At 36.7% G+C, this 23,113-nt stretch carries 18 protein-coding genes and 1 other annotated feature; of the genes, 1 reads left to right on the forward strand and 17 read right to left on the reverse strand.

Features of this window, described 5'->3' with window-relative positions:
* Positions 1-276: 276 nt before the first annotated feature.
* Genes IGI52_RS07570 through IGI52_RS07580 form a run of 3 tightly spaced genes read right to left on the reverse strand, consistent with a single transcriptional unit; the run spans position 277 to position 5,857 of the window.
* Entirely contained in the window at positions 277-837 is a 561-nt protein-coding gene (locus tag IGI52_RS07570; RefSeq protein WP_137439826.1) for a hypothetical protein, read from the reverse strand.
* A 14-nt stretch (positions 838-851) separates the two neighbouring features.
* Positions 852-1,355 carry a hypothetical protein gene (locus tag IGI52_RS07575; protein ID WP_438780898.1) on the reverse strand — a complete coding sequence of 168 codons (504 nt, stop codon included), beginning with the start codon at positions 1,353-1,355 and terminating at the stop codon, positions 852-854.
* A 26-nt stretch (positions 1,356-1,381) separates the two neighbouring features.
* Entirely contained in the window at positions 1,382-5,857 is a 4,476-nt protein-coding gene (locus IGI52_RS07580) for a hypothetical protein (protein ID WP_438780900.1), read from the reverse strand.
* Between the two features lie 490 nt (positions 5,858-6,347).
* Here IGI52_RS07580 and IGI52_RS07585 point away from each other — a divergent pair, with 490 nt between their 5' ends.
* Positions 6,348-7,472: an IS4 family transposase gene (locus IGI52_RS07585; protein WP_438780127.1), complete on the forward strand. Its 1,125-nt coding sequence runs from the start codon at positions 6,348-6,350 to the stop codon at positions 7,470-7,472.
* 362 nt (positions 7,473-7,834) lie between these two features.
* On the opposite strand, the gene IGI52_RS07590 is transcribed toward IGI52_RS07585, so the two are convergent.
* The 14 genes from IGI52_RS07590 to IGI52_RS07655 form a co-directional block, all read right to left on the reverse strand.
* Positions 7,835-9,367 carry a helix-turn-helix domain-containing protein gene (locus IGI52_RS07590; RefSeq protein WP_438780901.1) on the reverse strand — a complete coding sequence of 511 codons (1,533 nt, stop codon included), beginning with the start codon at positions 9,365-9,367 and terminating at the stop codon, positions 7,835-7,837.
* Positions 9,368-10,106: 739 nt separating this feature from the next.
* Complete coding sequence (locus tag IGI52_RS07595; RefSeq protein WP_326931358.1) at positions 10,107-10,727, reverse strand: DUF6287 domain-containing protein; 621 nt, start codon at positions 10,725-10,727, stop codon at positions 10,107-10,109.
* 96 nt (positions 10,728-10,823) lie between these two features.
* Positions 10,824-11,480 carry a hypothetical protein gene (locus IGI52_RS07600; RefSeq protein WP_438780902.1) on the reverse strand — a complete coding sequence of 219 codons (657 nt, stop codon included), beginning with the start codon at positions 11,478-11,480 and terminating at the stop codon, positions 10,824-10,826.
* A gap of 429 nt (positions 11,481-11,909) precedes the next feature.
* A complete protein-coding gene (locus tag IGI52_RS07605; protein ID WP_438780903.1) occupies positions 11,910-12,854 on the reverse strand; it encodes an NADP-dependent oxidoreductase in 945 nt (314 codons plus the stop codon).
* A gap of 144 nt (positions 12,855-12,998) precedes the next feature.
* Positions 12,999-13,340 (reverse strand): winged helix-turn-helix transcriptional regulator, encoded by a 342-nt coding sequence (locus IGI52_RS07610; protein ID WP_438780904.1) that lies wholly within the window; start codon positions 13,338-13,340, stop codon positions 12,999-13,001.
* A 137-nt stretch (positions 13,341-13,477) separates the two neighbouring features.
* Positions 13,478-14,020, reverse strand: coding sequence for a hypothetical protein (locus tag IGI52_RS07615; protein WP_438780905.1), 543 nt, complete (start codon positions 14,018-14,020; stop codon positions 13,478-13,480).
* A 359-nt stretch (positions 14,021-14,379) separates the two neighbouring features.
* A complete protein-coding gene (locus IGI52_RS07620) occupies positions 14,380-15,210 on the reverse strand; it encodes a MetQ/NlpA family ABC transporter substrate-binding protein (protein WP_127979398.1) in 831 nt (276 codons plus the stop codon).
* A gap of 58 nt (positions 15,211-15,268) precedes the next feature.
* A complete protein-coding gene (locus IGI52_RS07625) occupies positions 15,269-16,030 on the reverse strand; it encodes an aspartate/glutamate racemase family protein (RefSeq protein WP_438780906.1) in 762 nt (253 codons plus the stop codon).
* A complete protein-coding gene (locus IGI52_RS07630) occupies positions 16,027-17,247 on the reverse strand; it encodes an NAD/NADP octopine/nopaline dehydrogenase family protein (RefSeq protein ID WP_016181870.1) in 1,221 nt (406 codons plus the stop codon). Before IGI52_RS07630 ends, IGI52_RS07625 begins: the two co-directional genes overlap by 4 nt.
* A gap of 62 nt (positions 17,248-17,309) precedes the next feature.
* Positions 17,310-17,557: a binding site (T-box leader), on the reverse strand.
* 523 nt (positions 17,558-18,080) lie between these two features.
* A complete protein-coding gene (locus IGI52_RS07635; protein WP_438780907.1) occupies positions 18,081-18,755 on the reverse strand; it encodes a fructose-6-phosphate aldolase in 675 nt (224 codons plus the stop codon).
* Between the two features lie 11 nt (positions 18,756-18,766).
* Complete coding sequence (locus IGI52_RS07640) at positions 18,767-19,567, reverse strand: sorbitol-6-phosphate dehydrogenase subunit (protein ID WP_176675260.1); 801 nt, start codon at positions 19,565-19,567, stop codon at positions 18,767-18,769.
* A gap of 26 nt (positions 19,568-19,593) precedes the next feature.
* The gene (locus tag IGI52_RS07645) at positions 19,594-20,649 is read right to left on the reverse strand and encodes a zinc-binding dehydrogenase (RefSeq protein ID WP_438780908.1); all 1,056 of its coding nucleotides are present in this window, start codon (positions 20,647-20,649) and stop codon (positions 19,594-19,596) included.
* Positions 20,646-21,710, reverse strand: a complete 1,065-nt coding sequence (locus IGI52_RS07650; RefSeq protein ID WP_016181866.1) for a galactitol-1-phosphate 5-dehydrogenase — start codon at positions 21,708-21,710, stop codon at positions 20,646-20,648. The genes IGI52_RS07645 and IGI52_RS07650 overlap by 4 nt, the downstream gene beginning before the upstream one ends.
* A gap of 74 nt (positions 21,711-21,784) precedes the next feature.
* Positions 21,785-23,056, reverse strand: coding sequence for a PTS galactitol transporter subunit IIC (locus tag IGI52_RS07655; protein WP_010741515.1), 1,272 nt, complete (start codon positions 23,054-23,056; stop codon positions 21,785-21,787).
* Between the last annotated feature and the right edge of the window lie 57 nt (positions 23,057-23,113).

The raw sequence follows: 23,113 nt of genomic DNA on the forward strand, positions 1-23,113 counted from the left end.
GAATCACCTAGCTGGGGTAATTGTTTATCTTCTAAAGAAGAACGATCAATAACTAACGTTTGTTTTCTTATTGGTTGGGAATGATCATTGTCTTTTTTTTGTCTTCCTATTTTCCCAGACACTGGAACTACTGACGTTCCTTCCGTTTCGTTAGTAATGGTGTCCGCATAACATAAAGTACTCATAAACAGAAAACAGAAAATTATTAACCCGTTACTTATTAGATACGACACACGAGATTTCATGCAATTGATCCTCTCTATCTCTTGATAAATACTATTCAGTTACTGCTTCAAAGCTAAGAACTAAATTAAAAGTTGGGTTTACTTCAGTATCAGGATCAACTGGTGTCGCACTTCCGTTGAAGCTAAAAGTTGAGCGTGCTGAAGCTCCCGTGGTGTTATCTCCTAATTCAAATAATTCAGTTGCAGATAATGTCACAGCTCCATCTTTAATCAATTCAATGCTATTGATTTTCAACTCATCAATTTCGTCGATTGCTTGCGGATTACTTACTTGAGAGGCTTCCACGATTACACCTTTTGCTGAATTATTTGTAACGTTATACGTTGGTGATTCAATTGTCTGGTGGTTTGAAGCTTCTGTGGTATAGAATAATACTTTTGTTGGAATCGTAACATTGATCCATTCATCTGGATTTTCTGGATCAGGTCCGGGTGTTGTATTATCAAATGAACCAATAATTCCATTTACTTCCACGTCACCAGAAGTATCCCCGTCTCGTCCATCGATCGTTTGATCCGCGAACGCCACACTACCTAATACTAAACTCAACACTAATGCTCCAGCCGTTAATAATGATTTTGCTTTTTTCATTGCTCATTCTCCATTCAATTTTTTATGATTATCGTTAATTTTGCTTCTGTAGTTCCTTTTTTTTCCTTTGTTTTAGAATCGTAGATATCAACAGTCGCAACAGCTTTATATTCTCCTGCTGCTAATTTTTTCTTCAATTTACCCTTTTGAATCTCTTGATTCGGATAAATTGCTCCTGAAGAATATAATAAATCATTAGATTCTAGTTCGTGAATATTCACTGCGATAGGATAGGCATTCGTTACCGGATTTATAATCCCGATATTTCCTTCATCTTCCGCTCGTTCAAATTCTATAACTGGATTGATCGACAGTGTAAAATAGTTGGCATCGGCAATTTCCTGCGCCTTAACTGCGACAGCTCTATCAGTAGCTTCTTCAACTTCTGGGAGTAAGTCAGCGCTAAGCATTGGTACGTTTGTCTTTCGATTAAAATAGAAATAGCTTGAAATACCTATCAGTAAGATCAGGATAGCTAGAATAAGAAGCTTAAACTTTTTTTCTTTGACTTTTGACATGATTACTCTTCCTTTCCTATTTCTTACTATTCCTCATTAGGTACAAAACGGAAAACTAGATTATATTTCGGTACTAGATTCTCCTCGTAATAACCGCCAGCCTCTTCCTCACTGTCAACGATCCATTTTGGATAATCGCCATAGAAATGCCCACTCAATCCAATCGTCTTTGTAGTTCTTTTATCCATTGTCGCAATATGTTTTTCTGTCATTCGATTATATAGCTGAGTTTCGCCTTCCTCTGTTTTCAAAAATAATTTAAGCAATGGCGATTTGATATCTTCTTCTGTTAGCACTGGATCTTCTTCTTCAGAATCGGATTCCGCATAGTCTAACGGATCTTCACCTTCACGTAATAAAACAACACCAGAATCTTGCTTGACAGCAAATTCATTGACATAGGTATCTACCGCAATCAGGGATTGATTCCTGATTTGATAATCCTTAGAAGTAAAATCGCGGGACATATTATTTGAAGAATATAAAGATTCAAAAATCATTTTCATTGGTATGACAATGTTCATCTGATGTAAATTTGATGTCACTTCAATTGCCAAGGTAAATTGATAGGGCTTGTTTCCTACCTCGATAACAGCGTAGTACGTGCCATCTTCCTTTACACTTCTTGTCAAATTCGTTTCAATGATTTTCGCCTTTGCGGTCAAGTCTTCTTGAGTCAAGATATTTTGTGCTGAAACACGGGTCTCGTTTAAAAGGTATTGATAAAGGTCATCATCATTAGTGAAGCTGTTAATTTTATCTTTACTTACAGTTGCATTGAAGCCCTGATAATCGATGCCTTTTATCACCTTTTCACTCGACGTAATATCAATGAATGTCTCACTAGTTGGTTTGGATAAAAAAATCGTTACTTCTGAATCTGTTGCAAGTCGTCGTTCTCCCAATGGAACAGTGAAATAGCGATATTGTTCTTCTTCATCTCGATACTCTCCCCAAATAATTTCGGGAGAATCCTTCATCACTTGATGTTCTTTTCCAGCCAAATCTGTGTAACGAAGATCAATGATATCGGAATCTTCGTACATGTAGCCAGTAATGCTTTCTGATTGGTCACTTAATGGATCTATTCCCGCGACTAATCCCTCAGGAGTCGATAAAATCAATCGATGAAAATTATTTTTAGCAATCGTCTCATAGACATCTTCACCATTTTTAGATTGCATCGCCCCGCTAATTGATTCTCCGTGAATGAAGCGTGATCTCCCAGAAGCACTTAGAGCAAAATTGGGGCGGACACCATTGTTTCGGTTGATTCTCAAGGAACCAGAAATATTGATAAATTCTTCATTCGGAAGCTCTTGTTGAGATGTCCACAATGAAAGCTTCTGGTCTTCAATTGAGATTTTTAGCCCTTTAGAAGTAGTATTCGACGCTGATCGAATCAGACGTTGAAGTCTAGTATTTCCGCTACCATTTTGCAGCGTAGGGTGACTCAATTCAAAATATTTGGCGTTAGAAACATCTAAGACAGCCGAAGTATTTCTATAATAGATGATCTCCGAGCGATTAATCGTAGTTTTTGCGCGAAACACAGCATCCTCATCTACATGAATCTGATCGCCAATGTCAATCAGCGGACGTCCTGTAAAGCTTGATCCTGATCCAACTCCCGAATCTTCATCGGTAATAGAAAATGCAGCCTTCTTCTGAATAGTCAATTCCTTAAATCTGCGACTGGATTGTGTAAGACCATACTTAGTGACCGCATCAAAGGTGGCGCCTTCTTCTAAGATGAAGCGAGAAGTGGCAACTGGATTAAATATTCCACCCGATTGATTGATTTTCATCACTGCATTTTTTTCCAATTTTACTTCCGAGTTAGCTGAATTCAGTCGCATGAATCGCGAATCCGACGTTGTCCGCTCACGGGTACTTTCTAAAACAGATTCTTCTCCTAGAGTAAATTGTTTCGCCACTCGAATTGCAGGAACATTCAAGCTAGTTGACGGTACATTCCCCGATGTTGGTTCCTTCATTTTGATCGTACTTCTTTTCCCAATGATTAAACTTCGAATGGAAAAATTACTCGTTAATCCGTAGCCAGATTCGATAGATACCTCTGTGTCGTCTCCTATGAACATATCCGTTGAACTTTTCCCATTTAATGTTGCTCCTGCAGCCTTAACCTTTAATTTACTATTTGGCTGCATTGTAAATTTTGATTTAGATCGAGTTAGTCTTATGACCGAGGTGGTCCTAGTGCTTTCTCTGGTAATAGCCAGTTCAGATCGCTCACCGATAGTCAATGAATCACGTAAACGAATAAAAACCTGTGCAACATTTACTGATGGATGCTCGATCAGGGTTACCTTAGTATCCTCTCCAATATCTAATGACTTAATGGAATCCGCGACAGTACCCACACTTCCCGTCAAGCCTCTGCTTGAGGTAATATTCACTACATTTTTATTACCAAATAAGAGTTTCGTTGTACGAAGACCTTCAAAAACAGCACCAACCTGATTTACTGTAATTTGACACTCCTCAGATGATTGAAAATAAGCATCCTTACCGCTAAATGTAATAAGTGAAGCATCTCTAGTTGAGTTTCGATGAACATTCAAGATCGTATGAGGACCCATCGTGAATGATTCCTCAATAGAGAACATCCCTGTATTGGTATTATTATTGTGTTCTGTAAGTATGATTTCCGAAGAATCTTTCATATCAATTTTTTTAACTACTGTTCCGCCTGTAAACCCTTGACCTACTGTCCCTATCACCTTGCTATAGTCATTAAGCGTGACAGTTGCTAAAGAAGCTTGTAGAATCGCCCCTCTTGTCTCAGCACTAATTGTTGACGCCGCTCCGATATTCAATTGACCATCTGTTGCCGACAGACAAAACAACGCATTCGTTGCAGTTGTTCTAGTTTGTTTAAAATCAATTGTGGTATTCTGTCCAATAGAAATTGTTTTTTGAGCTAAAAAAGTCGAGTATGCTGTGCTCGTCGCAGCATTGGCGGGTTCAGTCAAGTTAATAGAACAATTATCACCAATCTCAATATTCTCTACAGCCACAGAACCAGTCAGTCCAAAACTATGTTCATTATCAATCATTACATGATTTCTGATGTCAATGGTCGTCCCGCTAGTTCCGGTGATCATTGGTCCTAATTGTTCCACCGCAATCTGTGTGTAATCCCCAATCGTTATCTCCGCATTTTGCTGGTCCATTTGAATAAATGCTGAGCTGGCTGTGTTTCCTCTTCTTCCGTTAAGCTGTGTAGGCTTTTGTTCCGAACTATCTTCGACAACAAATGAGCGCCTCGCCCTAATGGAAGAAAATCCATTTTCAACGTTGTTTATTTCCATTTGACTGCCTGCACCAACTATTACCGAATCAAAATAGCTATTGCCGTTTCCAGTAAGCCCCTGGCGATTCGTTAAATGCAAGATCGCTTCTTTTCCTAGAGAGAATGAACTATCTGTATTGCTATTTACTAATGCCAATCTACCTGTTTGGTTAACTTCTACAGTCGCTTTGTCTGAAATAACCAGACTTGATAATGAATCCGTCAATTCGAAGGCAGCGCCTTGATTAGCTGTATTCGTTTTTGAAAAAGTTGATATGCTGTCGGAAGTAATACAGACCTTATTCGCAGTAAAAACTGAAGCATTTCCAGACCCTTGAATCTCTGCTAAAAAATGATCATCAATATTTATTTCGCTTGCCAAAATTAAATTTCTAACAGTTCCGCTATAAGTGGAGATACTTGTCTCTCCTGAAAAAAACACTCGTGCTTGATTGTTCAAATGAATCGCCGTAGTCGCTGCCCCAATAAAAAATGAACTATCAATAAACCTTAATTCAAAGGCTCCATCTGTATGAATGAAGTCCTGAGTCGAAATTACATTGGAAAATTCAATTGATTGAAAGACAAGCTGATTTTGAGTAGAAGATTGGTTTTCAAATGACAGCTGACAATTACTGTTGCTTGCCATAATCTGAGTATCCGTACCATTGCCAACAATTTTCAAATTTTCACGTTTGATTCCTCGTATAGCTTCTGATAAATTCAGACTGGTCTTCAATAACAAAACTATTTCTTCGCTGTCATCGATAGTCCCATAATCAATAGCAGTCTGTTCAGACTCTTCATAAACCTCTCCGAGTAATACTGCTTTAAATTGCTGTTCATTTTCAATCTCAAGTGATAACATACTTTCAGCAGAAGACATCACTTTCGTTTCTTTAACAGAAGATTCCTCTGGTACTAATTCTATTTCATTACTATTTTTAAATTCAGGTACAGTATCTAGACTTCCTTCAGTGTTATCCTCTACTACACTATTGCCAGTTTCCTCAGTGCTTTTTTCAATTTCTTTTTCTTCTTTAGAGCTTTCTGATTTAGGGCTTTCTGAGCTGGTTTGCACTGGTTCAGAATTTGAAATCATATCTACAGCACACACTGATACAACTGTCTGTTCAAGCAACATTAAGCAGCATACCAAAAAGATAAACGGCTTACCTTTTTTCATGTTCTACGCTCCTTTCCTAAAAATTTTGACGCGCTTGTAATTCAAAACTTAACTTACTAAAACAAACTTTAATATAACAAAAAAATATGTTATATATACATATATAGCATATTTTTCTAAGTTAATTACGTTTGATTTTTTCTAATAGTCGAAAAGAATATTTTTTTGTCGTTTTAACAATATATAAAAATTAGAAATAACAATTCTTAAAAAACATTCCAGAAAGTTCTCAAATGTCTTCACAGAATCTTTTTAACATCTCTGGAGAAATTTATTCTTTGTAAGATCTTCACCTCAATGCTCACGTTTGTCTAATTAGAAATAAAGAGGATAGATTATTGGCAATTTCATCTAGAGATACTCAAATTCACTAGTGTTGCAAAGATCCCCACTCTAACCAAATCATTGATTTAAAGCTATCTAGATGCAAAAAGTCCTTTATACTGAATCTAGGATAACTTATCCAAGACCAATAAAAAGGACAGCACACATGGATAAGTATAAATCAGAAACTTCGTTTCAGAAATGGTTTTCTTCCATAAATTTTACTGAATTATCTGAAAAAAACCTCAATAGCATCAATAAATATGATTATTACAGTAAAAAACTAGATTTCAAAACATCATTAAAACTCATGCTTTATGCAGTCTATGAAGAAATGCCTAGCTTTCGGGAAATTGATCGAGCCTTTATGGATTCGCGACTTTGCAAGGAACTAGGATTGAGTGGACTTTGTCACAGCTCACTATCTCGTAGGATGCCTCAGATTGATTCAGAAGTCTTGATGGAAATTTTTGTACAACTTGTTCAGAAAATTTCCACCCAAAAACCAAGCTCAAAAACTTCAAGTCTTCAACTCATTGATTCGACAACCATCCCATTGAACAAAACGTGGTTTCCTTGGGCGAAATTCCGAAAAACAAAATCTGGCATCAAACTTCATTTAAATCTCTGTTATCTGGATAAAGAGCATCAGTATCCCGAAAAATTCACTATTACAAACGCGGAAGAACATGATCGAAATCATTTCGAATGCTTCGTTGATAAGACAGAAGCTACGTATGTAGTAGATCGTGGTTATTTTGATTATAAATTATTAGATCAACTAAATACTGATGGCTACTTCTTTGTGACTCGCACAAGGTCGAATACTAAAATCACAGTTTTAGATCAACTTGAAGTCGCAAATCAAAAAACAGCAGATGGACAAATCATCAGTGATCAACAAGTAATTCTGGGTGGTGGTATCAATTACAGTACTGAGCGCTTCAGATTGGTCACGATTCTGACCAAAGGACAACGGCTTTTGCGTCTTGTCACTAATCGGTTTGATGTTTCTCCAAATGAAATCGCAGATATGTACCAAGCACGATGGCATATTGAACTTTTCTTCAAGCACTTGAAACAAAACGTAATGATCCGACGGATCTATTCACAAAAGGAACAAGGCGCCATCAATCAAGTGATTCTTACACTAATAGCAACACTTCTGACCTTTCTAATAAAGATCGAACTGGGGACAACCGCCACACTTTTTGCTTTAAAACGCTCTCTTCATTACCTAATGTTTGCCCCCGCTGAATATTGGTTCGCTCACTATCAATCAGATGGCTGAAGTTAAAACAGTTGGCATCTCACATGTTTTCACTTGAATAGGGCTAAAAATTTCTGGAAAAAGTTATCCTTTGCGTGAGCATTTCCTTTTTTTGTAAATTTTAGCAGAAAGTTATTGTCAGTATATTCTGATAATACCGGTACAATATTTATGCAACACTAGTGACTCAAATTGTCCTTAAACATAGAAAAACTCCTTTCGATAGATAAGCGGTGAGCAATCACCTACTCATATATCGAAGGAGTTTTTTAACTAGGTTTGGCCGTTCTGCGAATGAAGCAGGTATAGTTCATAAATAAAATAGAATCCATATCCCATAGGTAATACTTAGGAAAAACCACCAATCACTATGTAACGTACATTTAACCTAAGTCTTTCATTTGTCTATACTTATCATCTGAAATCTTTGTCAAAACTTCTTGTAGTGACTTAACATCTTTTGCTGGAAGTGACTCCTCAATAATTACTACTGGAATTTTTTCAGGCAGAGCTGTCAGATTGTGCTTACTGATTGCCATATCGGAAATAATCAAATCAGCCTTTTCACTTAAATTGTAGACTATTTCAATGTAGAAATAACTCATTACTGTTTGTAATTTTGAACTAATCAATACTTCAGGAGATCGATTACTCAGTATAAGTACTTTAATTTTCGGATGATATAGATGCCTATCCATTTCAAAGAAAAGAAGTTTGTAATATGCTGCACAAATATACTCAACATACTCCAAGTCAAATCCCTTCTCCTTTTCGCTATAGTTTCTCATAAGAATATGATAAAAGGAACGCTCACGTTCAGAATTAGAAGGAAAATCAAAAGGATGATGAACATATAAATCTAATACCCGTTGCTTCAAAAAATCCCCATAAATAAATATTTGATAGAAAATCCCTACTAATCGAACCCTAAGTAAATCACGTTCTTTAGCTGTCAATGGAGACAAGGAGTATTGCTCAACAAACTCTAGCTTCTTTTCAATTTGATCTAAAAAATTCATGTCACTTAAAATTTTTGATTCTTTAAAAAAAGTGGGAACTTCATCAACTTGATAAGACAGGCTGTGTGTAAAAAGGCAACTAATTAGAAACTTTGCCTCGATTCTCAGTGAATCCAATGTTATCGTAGGAATTTTCTGATGAAGCTTACTAACAAACTCATTAAAAATATTGATTTCGTGAGCTGAAGAAGGTTCCCAATAATAAACATTATCAACAATCGGTTTTTTGGAGCATCTCAGGAGAGTTATCGCTACTCCGTAATGAATCAGTGTAAAACGATTTGTATGCATGCCATACAAATCTGGACTAAGTTTTTCTAATATTTCATACAGTTCCATTAAATTAATAAAATGAAACGGCCACTTATATCCACCATAAACTTGTTGGAATATCCCAGTGTAAAACATGCGAGTCGTTATTTCATCTCCAGCAATATAGAAAGACTTTTTTGTATTTAATGAAATGTTTTTCGCATATTTAGAGATATACTTTTTTAAGAACGCAAGCTCTTTTCTAGCCACTGAATAGGTTATATTCAATTTCTTAATTATCTCGGCTTGAGTCCATTTTCTGGGTGTTAAGAATAACGAAAATAATTGAAAGCGTACAGATTTCTCTAAATAGAATAAGCGAACTAAATTAATTGAAAAGCTATCAGATATCTTTATAAATATCCTTTTCTGTTCAGCTAAATCGATTATTTCTATGCTATCTTCAAAATCCATTTTTCGAATATCTTCTCTAACATCTAAAATGATCCTTTTCGCAGTTGGATACGATACATCCAGTATTTTTACAAGTTCCATAACTTCAATTGAATCTTTTTGATGGCTATATATGTATTCAAGAAACGTATACCTTTTTTGAAAATGACTATCTATCAATTCATAAACCAACGAAACCACCCCTAACGACTCAAAAATTGTCTGTTCTCATAATACCTAGAATCCAACACGATTATCCGCAGATTTTTTTCACATGTTAGAAAGTAAAATAATAAACTATATCCTATTATAATTCTATATGAAATTAATGAAAATTCCAAAAAATTATATTTAAACACTCCAACCTGTATAGATTATGTGGATTTTCGTGGATCTTAATGGCCCAAAGAGCAACAGTGAATAAATGAATTTCCAATAAATTATTTTTAGTATAATAAACACTCTATTATTTTTTAATTCTCAATGCTCATTTGAAAAGTAAGTGTTGCTATCACTCATTGTTTTTTTGTGTGTTTCTATCTAATCTTTTTATAGCACATGCTATCAGTAATATCGCCTCGCCGTTATTTTACTCATTAACGACTCTACTCCCTTTGGAAAAAACTGAGGCAGCAATCATCTGGGCTGCTTCAATCCCAGCAGAAATGGCTGAAGGTATTTGAACGAGACATTGGGAAAACTTCTGATAAAAAACGATCAGGAAAATAAGGTTCGATAAAGGGCGGTTTTGCGGGTTTTCACTTTGCCTTTTTGCTATGACTTAGCGAGTTTGTGTGAACAAAAACAAGGCATTTTTCGTATTTGAGAAAAATGCCTTGTTAGATCGAGGATGATTTTCTGTTTGTAAACTAGAGAAACGATAGGCGGATTGGAAATCGGATGGTGTGACAGTTATTGATAGATTGAATATCTAATTGTCTTTGTAATAAGCAGTATCAGGAATGCCGCCTTTTTCTTTAGGAGCGAACAACGTTGTTCCACCGTTATTCCCCATTATAATCCGATCCCTACTTGAATCTGTACCATCTTCATCTAACCCTTCGGAAGGACTAGTGCCTTTTAATGCAAGCATCAAATTCATTCCATTTGGAGCCGGCGCTGGATCAAATGATAAAAAAATTACATTGCTTTGCTTCACGGGCTCGTTTAATGTAAAGTGAGTCGCCCCTCCGACTCCATCTCCCGAAAGCGTAACTTCACCATTGTTAAATGTTAATTGATACCCATTAGAATTGGTCCAAGTTCCATTCATAGATGTATAATCACCACTCAATATAGCATTCTCTTCTAAACCAGTAGAATCAATTTGTTTTTCCAAACTACTTGAAGTTACAGTAATTTGATTTGAGGAAGTTGAACTCGTAATCGTACTGCGGTTCTCACTGCTAGCAATGATTAAACTAGAACTGACTTTGACTTTATCACTGGACGCCTTTGAAGAACTCGAAGAATTGGCAGAATCATTTGTAGAACATCCCACCAGTCCTATGGAAACAGATACTGTCAGTAGTAATAATTTTCTGTTTTTCATACATATCCTCCTATCTAATTTAAAATAGTAATTCTAGTCTTACGTTTATAAGATATTTTTTATTCGTTTTAAGTATCATTAGACTATTCTATAGAATTATTGTTGCTGATACTCCATGTATTGTCCTTCTTTTCCTACATGAATATCTGGAACTGCTAATGATAGTGTACCGTCTGTAGCATAAAATAAATAAAGTTTTGCACCTTGCCAGTTATCAAATTCTTCTCCCGAGTTTGATAACTGAGTATTTAAGCTTATTTCAGTATTTATACTTATATCTCTTTGAGGAGTCGATCCATAGCCTCGAATAAAAATCTTTTTAGTCGTAGTATTTTTTATTTGGGATTTATAGACAGAACTATCGTTAATATCAGTATCCGCATCGTGATAGCTATGGGCTAACCTAACAGAATAAGCACCATCCATTGGCGTAATCAAAATGGAAATTCCACTGTGTAATGTCCCTACGTTATCGCCTTTAGGTCTAAAGGTCATGTTTTGATTGTTCGTGACATCTACCCCATAAGGATATTCATCTTTAAGCTGATTGGTTGCTGCTTCTTCGGTGCTAGATTGCTGACTAGATACAGTTGATTCACTACCTTTTTGAGATTGCAAAGTTTCATTCCTCGATTCAGGATTATTATTAAAAAATATAATGAATAGCAATATAGCTAATATAATCCCTAGAAGAAAAACAATTACATAATTGAACCAATGAGATTTATGATATTGGTTTCTTGATTTATTCATGTGAGTCCCCCTACTTTAAAATACTTCTACAAGTATATTTTATACCAATGTTCCACGCTGAGAAACATTTTAATAATTAAGGTAGTCAACCACACAAAAATGTCGTCACTTATAATACTGCTTTGAATATCGTAAGTGATGATATTCCTAAAAATCTTTACATTCTAAAAAAAAAACCATTATAATACTGAGTTTCCAGCTTATAATGGTGAGTATATTCACTCCATTGATATGACACCGAAAATAACCAATGTAATAATCCTTCCCGTTTCATCCGGCACATCAATGTAGTCTAAACTAATGAAACCTATAACAGAAAGCGAAGAAACATTTAATTCGTTGCCGTTACGTTAATCCAATAGTTCACTGCTTCTTCCTAACATGCCATAGCAGTTACCCATAGTTCAGCCTGCGGAGAAAGTCATCCTTCTATTCTCCAAAAACGATAATTTTCTTACCAGTATTGCTGCCGTTTTGGAAATCTAAATGCGCTTGTTTTATTCCTGCAAGATCAAATGGATAACGTTTATCAACAAGAACTGCTAATTTTCCCTGACTGTAAAGTTCAATGGCATGTTCCCATTCTTCAAGAGAAATGAAGCCCATTGAATATTGAGCCGTGATTCCTAATTGTTCCGCTTTTTCTTGATCAGGCACTGCGTTCACTGTAGTAATGCGTCCGCCTGGCTTCACCACTTGGTAGCTTTTTTCTAGTGTTGCAGGCCCGGTTAAATTAACAACCAGATCCACATCCGATACGAGCTGTGTAAAATCTTGTGTTTGGTAATCAATGGTTTCATCTGCGCCTAATGATTTCATATAATCGCTTTGTGCAGCCGAACCTGTGGCGAAAACATATGCCCCAGCATTTTTGGCTAACTGGATTGCTTTGGAGCCAACACCGCCAGCTCCGCCATGAATCAACACTTTTTGTCCCGCCTTCACTTGTCCGTCTCTAATCGTGGAGGCCCAAGCAGTCGCAAGTCCTAGATAGAGACCGCCAAGCGGCTCAAGGTCTAGTTCTATAGGGACAACCGAAACATTACTATCCTCTTCAGTCAAAATATATTCCATATATGTATTCATGTTAGAAAAACCAGCGACATGATCGCCTACTTTAAAATGCGTTACCTCTTCTCCAACCGCTGACACTACACCGGAAAAATCTTGTCCCAATGAGTGAGGCAGCGGAGGAAACATGTCTTTAGGCATAGTTGGTGCAGGACCAGATTGACGAATAACCATATCAGGATCATTCACACCGATTGCCGCGGTTTTAATCACTATTTGATGCGCAGAAGGGCTAGGAATTTCTACCTCTTCCATTTCCATAACATCTACTGAGCCATATTCTTTTAATATCATTTTTTTCATAAGCGTACTCCCTTCAACTTTCTGATGATTAGCATAGTCCTTTCTCAATGGTTTGAATAGTACGTTATTTTTTTAGAAATACTATCCTGTGAGATAGAAATGTATAAAATCAATGGTGACTTAGAAAATTAAAAAACTAAAGCACTAATGCTCTAGTTTTTCTTGATCGTATGCTTTTGCAAATTTTTCCAATTCCTTTATGACAGGCAAGAATTTCTCACCCATTGGCGTCAGCGAGTATTCCACTTTAGGAGGCACCTGCGGATAGACTTCCCGACGAATCATCTCATGACTTTCTAACAGCTTCAGATTTTTTGTTAAATTCGCTTGTGTCACCATTGGCAATTTCCTGCTTAATTCACCAAAGCGCAACGTCTCTTTACTTAGAAAATATAAGATGACCATATTCCACTTGCCATTCACGATCTTTTGAATATTAGAGATTGGGCAAGATTCAAAGGTTTCTGTTTCATCAAAATCTTTCATATTAACTTCTCCCTCAGTTTCTCAAACAGCTCTTTCTAACTATATGCTATTTCAACTCAAGTAACAAATCAACGAGAGAAAGATTTTGAGAATCAACCTTCTTCTCCGCCAAACACTTTCTTAGTAATAGCAGATCATCACTTGGAACTAAGTTCTTCGTAAATATAATTCAACCAAAATTCTTCTACCTTTTGATTGAACTCCTTAGTAGGATATTTTCCTCTCAAATCGAATGTATGAGGCAAGTCATCAGAAAACTTTATTTGATAATTGTATACACTATTAGATTTCTTCGATTCTTGTTTAAACAATCCGACATCCGAAATTTCTGACCAAATTTTGGTTTTTAACAGCCATCCTTCCTGGTAAGTAACTCCCCTTTGATCCAGACGATAAAGTATGCCGCCATGTTTCAATACAAAAATAGAATCCTTGATACCTGAATAGATCAGTAAAGAAGCAAAATAAATAAGAAAACCGAAAAAGAAAATAACCCCTGTCGCTAAAGCCATTCCAAGTAAGGTTAAACTAAACAATATATTTAACCTATTAGGCTCATGAAAATAAGGAAATAGAAACCAAAAAGAAACACCAAGTACAATTAATAGGATCATCATACCCGCACAAATTAACATAGCAGCATCTCGCCATGTAATTTTTAGTTCAAAAACTTTATCCATCTTTAGCTGCTCCTGTTATTCTTACTTCTTCTCTTGACTAATCTCGAACGATAATAATGGTAACGAAGAGCGCTTTAATAGTCAAGATAGGAAAAATGAGTAGTGTAGTAAGAAATCATAAATGTCAGTGAGAAAAAGCATCGCTCTCTTTTAAGCGATTTATAAAATACGGACTAATCCTGTATCTTGCCGGATTCTCCCCGATTCTTTCGATAAGATTTATTAGTCTTTGATATGAGGAAATACCCATCCTTTTTCCCTTTATAAATTAGTACTTTATCTACTGAGATTCTTTCTTTTCAAAGTTAAAATTCTCTATCCAAAATCCGCATCTATAAGTTCGAGTAACGTTTGAATGATTAATTATCTATTGAAACGGGTTTTACAGACCCCTCCCATTTCTTCAATATCCATTCCTGTACGTCTTCATCATGTAACACTTTGACAAGTTTTTTAACACGTGGATCATTTTTATCTTCTTTTCGTACAGCGATAATATTTCCATACGGGGAGTTGTCTTCCTCTAAAAGAATTGCATCCTTAACAGGATTCAGCTTTGCTTGATAAGCAAAATTTGCATTGATTGCTACTAGATCGCCTTCTTCATTGTTGTATGCACTAGTTAAAAGTGATGGATCAATTGAATGTTCGAATACTAAATTTTTAGGATTTTCTTCAATATCCTCAAAATTGGCCGTTTCAAGATCAACCCCATCCTTCACTTTGACTAAACCGGCATTTTGAAGAATCGTAATGATTCGACCCCAATCAGATACAGAATTAGAAGTAATGATTGTTGCACCATCCTTTAAATCTGCCACTGATTTTATTTTCTTTGAATAAAGTCCCATTGGTTCAACGTGAACAGCTCCAGCATTCGCAAATTTGTATCCATTTTCTTTTATTGCTTGCTCAAAAAAAGGAACATGTTGAAAATAATTTGCGTCAATATCGTTATCAGCCAAAGCTTTATTAGGAAGGATATAGTCATCAAAGTTTTTTATTTCCAATTTGACTCCTTCTTTTTCTAACATAGGTTTCACATACTCTAAAATCTCTCCATGTGGGGTGGGTAACGTTCCTACCACTAACGTATCTTCCTTTTTTTCATTTGTCGAAGCCTTCGTACATCCTGCTAAAACGAAGATTATCGTTAATAAAATTGAAAAAATGATTGTCTTTCTATTCATAATATTTTCTCCTTATTCATTTCTTATTTTGTCGGATTCACTCCTCTTATAGATTCTTTTAGAAGTGTCCATAATATTTTGATTGAACTACTGCAAAATGCACCCAGTTTATTAAACTAATAAAGTCAAAGACTGGCAATCCGGATACTTGTTGAATGGCATAGGAATACGGAGGAAGATCACTGCACTCAAGTAAAATCGCTCCAATTTCCGCTGACCTATCCAACTCAGTCTGTACCACCTTAACTAAATCTGCTTCCAGTTTTTGATTATCTAACTCGGTTTTCCCCCAACGAATCGGAGAAAAGCTTTCTAGAGTACCTATTTCTCGAATGATACAATCCGATAAATCTGCTCCGGATGAACGGAAAAATACTTCATTTATATCTTTTCCGCTAGCAACTAGGGTTAGTATTTTCTGCTCTTTTTTGAGTCCTAGCTTAATAATAGGCACCTGACTGATGCTAGATAAAAATGCAGGAATATCTACAGCTTCTGAGACAGCTTCTTGAAAATGTCCAAAATAACCGCATGCCCCGACAATCGCTCGAACCCCCTGCTTCTCTAATTTTTTTGCTGCATCGATGACCTGCTCCTGAATTTGTTTACTTCCTTCAAATAGCTGTTCAATTTCAAAATCAACTACTTCATAAAGAACAGGAAAGGCGAAGGTCGTCGCATTCGCTACATTGCCGGGTATTTTAGGATAGATTAAATTGACTGCTATTATGCCAATCGCAAACCCTGAAAATGCGGTTGGAGCGACTTGAATAGTTGAAGTCAAGTCTGCCTCTGTTTGAAGATTCTTGGCTTTTCTCACTCGATCACCCCGCGATTTAAATAATCCAATAACGCATTTTTGTCTAAGCTTCCAATCCCTAAATCATCTAAGGTCAAGCCTTCTTTTGAAAAATCTTGGCCAGTCATAACAGAAGCCAAAGTGATCATGCTGTCGATTACCTTCGTTTCAACGTCGAATTTTTTTCCTAATTCATGATAAACATGGCAGCCTACTGGTATATCTTCGGTAATATAGCGATCATGAATACTGAATGGGCCTGTTCCAATAGCCATCTCAAACTGTTCATCAAACGGCACGATGCACTCATCTCCCATGTATTCAGGCCCCAAAATACTCGTTCGTGAAAGGAAATTTTTCTTAGGAAAACGCTGAAGATCAACACCGATTGCCTCGGCCAAAGCTACTTCTTCCAAATAAAATGCGTATTGGACTTCTGAAATCGATTCACAATAGGCATGCGAATAAATTGAGTAGGTACTTTTGTCATTTCCACCAAAAACTCTGCCCCAATTCTCCATAACTCCGACACCTAAGATTGTTCCTGGACAATGCAGAACTGGATTAACATTGCTGAATCCAATATCCAATACAGTTTTCCCTCCGATTGGTCCATCGCCTTCTGTGATGGTATCAAAGCAGCCCAGCTCTTTTGTACTTTGTAAGAATATCTCTTGATCAGTTGAAGGTAAGGAGGCTCCTCGCAAAGTAATTGCTCGGTACATTAAACTGACTTCAGGAGTCAGCACCCCTCCCTCCTTGACTATTCTCGCTCCATATGGAGCACTCGACCAACCACCGATAACTACTGTTTTATTACAATTATTTTCACGCATTTTCTTTCTCAGTTTTAACGATCCAAAATTATCAGGAATAATATGAACAATCATGTTGTCCTCTAACGCAGGTACCAGCTCTTCAAAGAATGCATCATGTGCAATTGACGGAACCGCAACAATCACCAGCTTACAACCAGCAACACACTCTTTTACATTTGTGGTGATTTTATTCATTATCGCTTTGCCTGAGCGCTTGAATCCATACTTGTTGTTTTGATTCCCCGTAAGTAATATTCCCGTACGCTCTATATTTTTCAGTGTTGTTTCTGCAAACTCCGGCAAATCACAAATATTCACCTTGTTTCCACCTAAAACACAATCAGCTGCGATTGCTTTTGCAGCTGCACCTCCTCCTAAAACAGCGATTGGTGCTCCATTCATTTTTTTTTCATTACTCATTTCTCTTCCTCCTTTTTAATAGAAAACAAAAAAATCGTCCTCGATCTGTATTTAGAATACAAATCAAGGACGATAAAAATACCTTATCGCGGTACCACCTTCATTACTTGTTTTTAAAACAAGCCACTTTTCGGTTACGGAAATATTTCGATAACCTATCACTATATCGGGTGAACCCGTAGCATCTAAAGATCTCTCTCTCGATAACTAATGCTCAAAGACCATTTTCATAACGTTCGACTATCTCTTTTCACCAACCAGAGACTCTCTGAAAATCTAAAATTATTACTTTTCTTTTCATAGCTTAATTATATTTTAATTTAATAGTAATATTACTTGAGTCAATTTTAATTGTCAATACTATTTTTTCTGATATTCTACCTGAGACCCCCTTTTATGACATAAAAATTATTGTCACAATTACAAAAATAAAACTACAAAGGGTTCTATTCAATTCTCCTTAGCAGCCTGACTATAGCCGTTTTTTACTACTAGATAGCCATTCACTAAACAGAAATTGACACAGAAATTACTCGTTTTTATTATTACATTTTTTCTTCATATTAACCGAATAACATATCTTAAAGACCGCTTCAAAGACAAAATTATTGTACTGTTATTTTGAGCGAACTTACAAAATCAAAATCCGCTCGCTGCGGACTTTTGATAATTCTTTGAAAAATTACTCTACTCTATGGAAGAAATCCCACACAACATTTGAATAGAATCAATTTCTCGCATCAATGTTATTCATAACTAATAACAATCTCATCTCAATTTATTAGCAATACTCATGAATCCCATTTCTAAAAATGAAAGAACCTGTAGATCAGTTAAATATTTTTCGTCTGATATAAATTTTCCCAATCACTTGTAAAATGTTCTATCGCTTGTTTTGTCGCCGCTAAATCAAAAAAATCCTCTAATATTGCAGGCGAAAAAGTTACTGCATCAGCTCCAGCTTCTATCGCTTCTGTAATTTGCATGGCATTCTTAATACTAGATGCCATAATTTTTCCGTTCAATGCATTTCTTTTTGCGTACTCTGTGGCTGAGCTGATAATGTCAAAAGGATCAATTCCGATGTTCTCAGATCGATTAGTGTAGACAGCTACATAATCTGCTCCAGATTCTAATGCTAGAAAAGCCTGTAGTTTTGTATAAACAGCTGACGTTGTAATTCGACAATTGGCATGTTCTTTTTTTAAAATACTTAGCGCATTCAGACCAGCTTTTGAAGCCGGAATTTTTACATAGACCTCTTCACCGATTTGGTTCCAAATTCTTTTCGCATCATCGATCATTCCCTCAAGTTCTTTTGCAACGACTTGCATGTGCAATGTGCGATCATCCCCAATTATTTCAAGTGTCCTTTTCATATGAGGAATAAAATCAATTTTCCCTTCTCGTTTAATGATACTCGGTGTAGAGGTTATTCCTTTAATTGGTACTACATTCATATATTTTTCAATACTATTTAAACAAACAGTATCCAACATATACTCCATTTTTATCCACCCTATCCTCTAGATTTTCCACCAGCGATATTTGTGATAATACCGGTTAAATAGCTGGCATGCTCTGATAAATAGAAGGCAACTACTTCTGCAACCTCCATTAGTTTTCCTGCTCTACCGAGGGGTATACTAGAAGCTTTTACATAGCCTTCTCTCAATTCTTTTGGTGATATTCCTCGAACAAAAGCTAAGGTTTCTTCATACTTTTCAGAACGCAGATCCGTTTCCTCCATAATTCCTGGCGCTACTCCTAATACTCGGATATTATACTTACCTAACTCCTTTGCCCAAGTACAAGTCATGCTATTAATAGCTCCCTTTGTACCTACGTAAAAACCTTGTCCGATTGATCCTTCTATAGCACTTTCAGTCGACATGTTTATAATCACTCCAGAATGCTGCAGAACCATCTTACGCGCCACTGCTTGACTCATCAGAAATACACTTTTCTGATTAACTGAGACAGTCCGGTCAAATAGCTCCTCGGTTAATTCATACTTCCCAGTGTTATCAGGATTTATTAACATGCCCGGTAACGCTATTCCTGCATTATTTACCAGACCATCAATTCGCCCAAATTTCCGAAAGACATGAGCTACTTGCTGCTCTATCTCAGTTTTTTTTGATACATCAACTTTATAAAAATAATAATTTTTTTGTTTAAGTTGATTGGCACTCTTTAAATCGAAATTCACCACTTGCGCATTGTTTTTTATCAAATATTTAACGATGCTACGCCCGATTCCGGCAGAACCACCTGTTACAATAATTACCTTATTATCTAAACCCAACCAACTTTCCATGTCTCTCCTCCTTACTTAGCTTTCCATTAATCAGTGAACTCTTCTGGATTGGATTCGATCATTACCTTGATTTCGTTGCCTTCCATCACTTTATCAAAGGCTTCCCGCCATTTAGTCAATGGGTATTTTTTCGTAATCATCTCATCGATATTGATCGCACCTTTCGCTAATAAGTGAATCGCAATCGGCCAGTCATAAGGGTTCTGTGAACGACTGCCGATGTATTCGATCTCGCGTTGGATGATTGATTCTGTGTCTAAATCCACCATTTTATTAGCGAACAAGCCTACTTGAATAAATTGCCCCTGCTTGCGAATCAATGGCAAACTAGCATTGACTGCTGGTACAGCACCTGAAGCATCGTACACTTTATCGACACCGTAGCCATTCGTTACTTCATTAACGACTGCGGCTAGATCTTCCTTCATCGTATCCACGATCACATCCGCACCTAGTTTTTTTGCTAATGCTAAACGATGAGCATCTTTTGTGATCCCCGTCATAATGACGAAGGCTCCAATTTCCTTGGCAATCTGCAAAAGATACAGTCCGATTGGTCCGGGGCCCATGATAATGATCGTATCTTTTAATTCCAAATGACTCTTTTGATACATCGCGTGGACACAGCACGCTAATGGTTCGCTCATCGCCGCACCTTCATAGCTTAAATGATCCGGCAGTAAATGAATGCTTTCTTCTCGAGCCAACACATAGTTCGCCATGGAGCCATTTTGCTGCGTGCCGATTCCTTTTCGATGGGGACACAAATTATACTGCTTTTCCTTGCAATAATCGCATTCGCCGCAGACATAAAAGGTCGTCTCACTGGTTACCCGATCACCAACTTTGACCTTTGTTACATTGGCTCCGACTTCAACTACCTGCCCAGAAAATTCATGTCCTAGTACAACGGGAGTAGTGGGATTTTTGTATTCACCCTTAAAAGTATGAATATCTGATCCGCAAATACCTGTATAAGCAACTTTAATCAAGACCTTGTCATCTGTTGCTTCTGGAACAGATAAATCGATAAATGCCATTTGATCGTAGCCTGGGGCTTGTTTTGAAACACCCTTCATCATTTCTTTTCCTCTTTTCTATCTTCCGGAAAAATCATTACTTTGTTATAGGATTCTTCACGATTCACTGTCAGATCAAATGCTTTTTGAATCTCTGCCAATTCGTAACGATGAGAAATCAATTCTTTTAGCTTTATTTTCCCCTGTTCGATAAACTTCGCAGAATGTATCCATTCTTTTCCCGGAAAAGGTGCTGAATAAGAATTCCAGAAACCGTTTATTGTATATTCTCTTCTAAAAATATTTTCAAAAGCTCGTTGGTGTAATAGAACATCTGAATAAGCGATTCCTTGGTAGCCAATTTTTCCGCCTTTTTTTGTAATTAACAGGCACTGCTCTTCTGTAATTTTGGAACCAGCACATTCGATAGCAATATCTACCCCAAGGTCGTCAGTTAGCTTAAATATTCTTTCTTCTAATGATTCTTCTAAAGAATTTATCGTATCTGTTACGCCGTACTTTTTTGCTTCGTTTATCTTATTTGAGTCGATATCAATGCCAATAATCTTTTTTACACCAGTTAATCGCAACCACTGAACTGTTAATATTCCGATCGTACCTAAACCAAATACCGCTACCGTATCTCCGATTTTAGGATCTAAACCCATTACACCATGAGCTGCTACCGCTAATGGTTCAATCATTGCGGCCTCTTCAAAAGAAATGCTTTCCCCAATGTTGATCACGTTCTCTTCTGGAACAGTCACATACTCTTCAAAACCGCCATACCGGTGAGAACCTATCATTGTATAGTCTTCACACAGCTGATATTTTCCCGATTCACAATAGACGCATTCATGACAGGGGATCAGAGGCGCTACAACCACTCGATCGCCAATCAATATCCTTTTTACTTTACTTCCTATGGATTCAATGACTCCAGAAAATTCATGCCCCATAACCATGGGAAGCTCATATTTCCATTCGTTCTGCATTTTATGGATATCAGATCCACATATTCCTGCAGCTTTAATTTTTACCAAAACCTCATGCTCCTTAGGAATTGGCTTTTCGATAGTTTCTATTTCAAATTGATTCAATCCTTTTAACAATGCGGCTTTCATGACAAAACTCCTCCCTTTCAAAAAATTAAGGGACCCATTTTAGAGTCCCTTAATTCAGTAGTGACTATAAAAAATTAAAGGATTCCAGAAACCAGTTGAGAAAATTTCAAAATTACCCAGTTTAAGAAATTACCGCCCATATCGAGTGTTGATACTTGTGTTGCTCCTTTGGGAAACTCATACACGCCTCGCATCATTTCCGTATGAACAGGAGCAAAATTAGTTGCCATGTATAATGCCAATGCTATTACAACAGTTCCTGTTAATACCGATTGAATAATATTCCCTTTCCGATGAGCAACAATTAAAGAAACATAAAAGGGGATAGTTGCTAAATCACCAAAAGGTAATACTTTGTTCCCCGGCAATATTACAGCGATAAATAAAGTTATTGGAACTAAAAGCAAGCCGGTTGCCAAGTTAGCTGGGTGTCCAGTGGTAACCGCAGCATCTAAGCCTAAATAAATTTCTCTTTCACCATAACGTTCTTGTAAAAAATCTCTGACAGACTCTGAAATCGGGATGAGACCTTCCATTAGGATTTTTACCATCCGTGGCATCAAGAACATTACTGCTCCCATGTTAATGCCCATTTTTAAGATGCCTCCAATATCATAACCGCCTAGTGCAGCAATGGCTGCCCCGATAATAATTCCCATCATCATTGGTTCGCCAAAAATTCCAAACCGTTTTTGGATCGATTCTGGATCAGCGTGCAACTTATTTAAACCAGGAATTTTACTTATAGCAATACCAATTGGGATACCTACTAAGCCAAATGCCACCGTTGATCCAGTTGGTAAACTTACGCCTTCCAACCCATAGAATTTCGCTACTAAAGGTGCTGTTTTATCGGCAATAATCAAGCAAGCAATCTCATACAATACGGCACATAAAATAGCAAACCACCAGTTGCCATTTGTTACAATATAACCTGTTGCTCCCGCAGCGATAAAATGCCAATAGTTCCATAAATCAATATCTAAAGTTTTCGTAACTTTTAACAGTAGTAAGATAACGTTTACAATCAGGCAAATCGGAATTAAAACTGCTGAAACCGGCGAAGCCCATGCAGCAGATGCTGCAGATGGCCACCCAGTATCAATCACAGTCAAATGAAATCCAAAGCGTTCGACCATAGCTTGAGCTGCAGGCCCTAAATTATCTGATAACACACCAATAACCAAATTAATACCTACAAACCCAATTCCTATTGTTAATCCTGATCTTAATGCTTTCCCAAATGGTACTCTAAAAATGAGTGCTATGATTAGGATCATAATGGGGAGCATGACAGTAGGTCCTAAATTAAGGATATACTGTACAACATCGTTAATAGCTTTCATTCAAATAAATCCTCCTTATATATTTATTTTAAATAGCGGCCACTATTTTTAACTAAC

The organism is Enterococcus sp. DIV0187 (assembly GCF_051713785.1).
Lineage (GTDB): Bacteria > Bacillota > Bacilli > Lactobacillales > Enterococcaceae > Enterococcus_A > Enterococcus_A avium.

What these genes read in the sequence shown, in the direction of transcription:
- IGI52_RS07570 (WP_137439826.1), bottom strand. Translation starts at nt 837, where the DNA reads ATGAAAAAAGCAAAATCATTATTAACGGCTGGAGCATTAGTGTTGAGT.
- IGI52_RS07575 (WP_438780898.1), bottom strand. Translation starts at nt 1,355, where the DNA reads ATGTCAAAAGTCAAAGAAAAAAAGTTTAAGCTTCTTATTCTAGCTATC.
- IGI52_RS07580 (WP_438780900.1), bottom strand. Translation starts at nt 5,857, where the DNA reads ATGAAAAAAGGTAAGCCGTTTATCTTTTTGGTATGCTGCTTAATGTTG.
- IGI52_RS07585 (WP_438780127.1), top strand. Translation starts at nt 6,348, where the DNA reads ATGGATAAGTATAAATCAGAAACTTCGTTTCAGAAATGGTTTTCTTCC.
- IGI52_RS07595 (WP_326931358.1), bottom strand. Translation starts at nt 10,727, where the DNA reads ATGAAAAACAGAAAATTATTACTACTGACAGTATCTGTTTCCATAGGA.
- IGI52_RS07600 (WP_438780902.1), bottom strand. Translation starts at nt 11,480, where the DNA reads ATGAATAAATCAAGAAACCAATATCATAAATCTCATTGGTTCAATTAT.
- IGI52_RS07605 (WP_438780903.1), bottom strand. Translation starts at nt 12,854, where the DNA reads ATGAAAAAAATGATATTAAAAGAATATGGCTCAGTAGATGTTATGGAA.
- IGI52_RS07610 (WP_438780904.1), bottom strand. Translation starts at nt 13,340, where the DNA reads ATGAAAGATTTTGATGAAACAGAAACCTTTGAATCTTGCCCAATCTCT.
- IGI52_RS07615 (WP_438780905.1), bottom strand. Translation starts at nt 14,020, where the DNA reads ATGGATAAAGTTTTTGAACTAAAAATTACATGGCGAGATGCTGCTATG.
- IGI52_RS07620 (WP_127979398.1), bottom strand. Translation starts at nt 15,210, where the DNA reads ATGAATAGAAAGACAATCATTTTTTCAATTTTATTAACGATAATCTTC.
- IGI52_RS07630 (WP_016181870.1), bottom strand. Translation starts at nt 17,247, where the DNA reads ATGAGTAATGAAAAAAAAATGAATGGAGCACCAATCGCTGTTTTAGGA.
- IGI52_RS07635 (WP_438780907.1), bottom strand. Translation starts at nt 18,755, where the DNA reads ATGGAGTATATGTTGGATACTGTTTGTTTAAATAGTATTGAAAAATAT.
- IGI52_RS07640 (WP_176675260.1), bottom strand. Translation starts at nt 19,567, where the DNA reads ATGGAAAGTTGGTTGGGTTTAGATAATAAGGTAATTATTGTAACAGGT.
- IGI52_RS07645 (WP_438780908.1), bottom strand. Translation starts at nt 20,649, where the DNA reads ATGATGAAGGGTGTTTCAAAACAAGCCCCAGGCTACGATCAAATGGCA.
- IGI52_RS07650 (WP_016181866.1), bottom strand. Translation starts at nt 21,710, where the DNA reads ATGAAAGCCGCATTGTTAAAAGGATTGAATCAATTTGAAATAGAAACT.
- IGI52_RS07655 (WP_010741515.1), bottom strand. Translation starts at nt 23,056, where the DNA reads ATGAAAGCTATTAACGATGTTGTACAGTATATCCTTAATTTAGGACCT.